This is a genomic window from Rhizobacter sp. P5_A1 (assembly GCF_056400745.1).
This window is the reverse complement of record NZ_JBFUKR010000065.1, coordinates 1-3,774: the sequence shown is the minus strand read 5'-3', so window position 1 is coordinate 3,774 and position 3,774 is coordinate 1. Positions and strand designations below refer to the sequence as shown.

Annotated in this window: 1 protein-coding gene and 1 pseudogene; both read left to right on the top strand. The window is 69.9% G+C overall.

The window, feature by feature from the left end:
- Positions 1-197, top strand: a pseudogene (locus AC1DTW_RS28000) (efflux RND transporter periplasmic adaptor subunit); the annotation flags it as partial.
- A gap of 54 nt (positions 198-251) precedes the next feature.
- Entirely contained in the window at positions 252-3,404 is a 3,153-nt protein-coding gene (locus AC1DTW_RS27995) for an efflux RND transporter permease subunit (RefSeq protein ID WP_477985295.1), read from the top strand.
- Positions 3,405-3,774 lie beyond the last annotated feature (370 nt).

Below are 3,774 nucleotides of genomic sequence, written 5' to 3'. Positions count from 1 at the left end.
GCGCGGCAGCGGGCGCGGTCGCGCTGCCGACCCCCGAGCAGCGCCAGCGCCTGCTCGACGCCGTCAAGGACGACCCCGAGCAACTCGAGCGCCGCAAGCGCTTCCTCGAAGCGCTCGACCGCGGCGACGCCGCCGCGCTGCAACGCTGGCAGCAGATGGCGGCGCGCCGCGGCGAAGGCAGCGGGCCGGCGCGATGAGCTTGCCTCTGCGAGTCTCTGCGTCCTCCGCGCCTGCGCGGTGAGGGAGCCGACATGAGTCCGTCCAAGCCGTTCATCGAACGCCCGGTGGCGACCTCGCTGCTGATGCTGGCGATCGTGCTCGCCGGGCTGGTCGGCTTCAGGTTCCTGCCGCTGTCGGCGCTGCCGCAGGTCGACTACCCGACGATCCAGGTGCAGACGCTCTACCCCGGCGCCAGCCCCGAGGTGATGAGCAACACCGTCACCGCGCCGCTCGAGCGCCAGTTCGGCCAGATGGCCGGGCTCGACCGCATGAGCTCGACGAGCGCGGCCGGCGTCTCGATCATCACCCTGCAGTTCACGCTCGGCCAGACGCTCGATGTCGCCGAGCAGGAGGTGCAGGCCGCGATCAACGCCGGCGGCTCGCTGCTGCCGGCCGACCTGCCGGCGCCGCCGGTCTACGCGAAGGTCAACCCGGCCGACGCGCCGGTGCTGACGCTCGCGATCAGCGCCGACTCGCTGCCGCTGACCGAGGTGCAGAACCTCGTCAACACGCGCCTCGCGCAGAAGATCAGCCAGGTCTCGGGCGTCGGCCTCGTGTCGCTGAGCGGCGGCCAGCGGCCCGCGATGCGCATCCAGGCCGACACCCGCGCGCTGGCCGCGAACGGCATCGGCCTGGACACGCTGCGCACCGCGATCACGTCCGCGAACTCGAACGGCGCGAAGGGCAGCTTCGACGGCCCGAAGCGCGCCTACACGATCAACGCGAACGACCAGCTGCTGACCGTCGACGACTACAAGAACCTGATCGTCTCGTACAAGAACGGCGCGCCGATCCGCATGATCGATGTCGCGCGCGTCGTCGACAGCGCCGAGAACACGCAGCTCGGCGCCTGGGCCGGGATCGGCTGCGGCAGCGCCGCGTCGCAGCCGGCGGCCGATTGCCTGCGCCCGGCGATCATCCTGAACGTGCAGCGCCAGCCCGGCGCGAACGTGATCGCGACCGTCGATGCGATCAAGAAGCGCCTGCCCGAGCTGCAGGCCGGGCTGCCGGCGGCACTGAAGATCGATGTGCTCAGCGACCGCACCGCCGGCATTCGCGCGTCGGTCGAGCATGTCGAGATGGAGCTGGTGCTCGCGGTCGTGCTGGTCGTGCTGGTGATCTTCGCGTTCCTCGGCAGCCTGCGCGCGACCGTGATCGCGAGCATCGCGGTGCCGATCTCGCTGATCGGCAGCTTCGGGCTGATGTACCTGCTCGGCTACAGCCTGAACAACCTGAGCCTGATGTCGCTGACGATCGCGACCGGCTTCGTCGTCGACGATGCGATCGTGATGATCGAGAACATCGCGCGCTACATCGAGGCCGGCGAGCACCCGATGGCCGCGGCACTGAAGGGTGCGACGCAGATCGGTTTCACGATCATCTCGCTGACGGTCTCGCTGATCGCGGTGCTGATCCCGCTGCTGTTCATGGGCGACGTGGTCGGGCGCCTGTTCCGCGAGTTCGCGGTGACGCTCGGCGTCACGATCCTGATCTCGGCGGTCGTCTCGCTGACGCTGGTGCCGATGATGTCCGCGCGCTGGCTCGCGCCGCACCGGGACGAAGCGCCGAAGAACCGGCTCGCGGCACGCGCGCAATCCTTCTTCCACGGCGTGATGACGCGCTACGACCGCGGCCTGCACTGGGTCATCGCGCACCAGGCGCTGACGCTCGTCATCGCGCTGCTGACACTGGTTCTGACGGTGCTGCTGTACCTGACGATCCCGAAGGGCCTGTTCCCGACCCAGGACACCGGCCAGCTGCAGGCCCGCATGCAGGCCGCGCAGGACGTCTCGTACGAGCGCATGGCGCAGCTGCAGCAAGCGACCGCGCGCGCGCTGCTGCAGGATCCGGCGGTCGACAGCCTGAGCTCGTTCGTCGGCGTCGATGCCGCGAACAACACGATGCTGCACACCGGCAGCATGCTGATCAACCTTCAGCCGAGTCACGGCAACCAGCAGGACGTGATGACGCGGCTGCGCGAGCGCGCACAGCAGGTCGCCGGCGTGACGCTGTACCTGCAGCCGACGCAGGACCTGACGATCGACGCCGAGACCGGGCCGACCGAGTTCCGCGTCTCGCTCGAAGGCGTCGACGGCGCGACGATCACGCAGTGGATGACGAAGCTGGTCGCGCAGCTGCAGACCGCGCCCGAGGTGCGCAACGTCGGCAGCGACGCCGGCGCGCAGGGTCTCGCGGCCTACATCAACGTGAACCGCGACACCGCGTCGCGCCTGTCGATCACCGCCAGCTCGGTCGACGACGCGCTGTACAGCGCGTTCGGCCAGCGCATCGTCTCGACGATCTTCACCGAGACGAACCAGTACCGCGTGATCCTCGAGGCGCGCCCCGGGCTGCTGACGAACGCGCAGTCGCTCGGCGACCTGAACCTGATCGCCGGCGGCGGCACCGCGACGCCGCTGTCGGCGGTCGCCAGCATCGTCGAGCAGCCGGCGCCGCTGCAGATCACGCACGTCGCGCAGTACCCGGCGAGCACGCTGAACTTCGACACCGCACCCGGCGTCTCGCTCGGCCACGCGGTCGACGCGATCCGCCAGGCCGCGAAAGACATCGGCCTGCCGGGCAGCGTGACGATGACGTTTCTCGGCGCGTCGGGCGCGTACGAGAAGTCGCTCACGAACCAGCTCTGGCTGATCCTCGCCGCGGTGGTCTGCGTCTACATCGTCCTCGGCGTGCTGTACGAGAGCTACGTGCACCCGCTGACGATCCTGTCGACGCTGCCGTCGGCCGGCGTCGGCGCGCTGCTCGCGCTGATCGTCACCGGCAACGACCTCGGCGTGATCGGCATCATCGGCATCATCCTGCTGATCGGCATCGTCAAGAAGAACGCGATCATGATGATCGACTTCGCGATCGACGCCGAGCGCGAGCAGGGCATGAGCCCGCGCGACGCGATCCACCAGGCCGCGCTGCTGCGCTTCCGGCCGATCCTGATGACGACCTTGGCCGCGCTCGGCGCGGCGCTGCCGCTGATGTTCAGCTGGGGCGACGGCGCCGAGCTGCGCCGGCCGCTCGGCCTCGCGATCTTCGGCGGCCTGATCGTCAGCCAGCTGCTGACCCTGTTCACGACGCCGGTGATCTACCTCGCGTTCGATCGGCTCGGCCGGCGCCTGCGCGGGCCGCGTTCGCCGCAGGGCGATGATGCGATCGAGGAGACGCCGGCATGAGACGGCTTGCGCGTCGCGGCAGGCGGCACCCGCTGGCGGCTCATGCTGTGGCGGTCGATGCTGCGCATCGACTCCGTTCCGGTGCTCGGTCCGAGGTCGCGCCGCCGAACTCGCTTCGTTCGCTGCGCTCACTGCGCTCAAACAGCCGCGGCGAGTCAGACCACGAAGCGCGCTGGCGCGCGCCGACCTCGGCCCTGTGCTCCTCACCGCCACAGAAATCGCCGCCAGCGGGTGCCGCCTGCCGCGACGCGCAAGCCGTCTCATGCCGGCGTCTCCTCGATCGCATCATCGCCCTGCGGCGAACGCGGCCCGCGCAGGCGCCGGCCGAGCCGATCGAACGCGAGGTAGATCACCGGCGTCGTGAACAGGG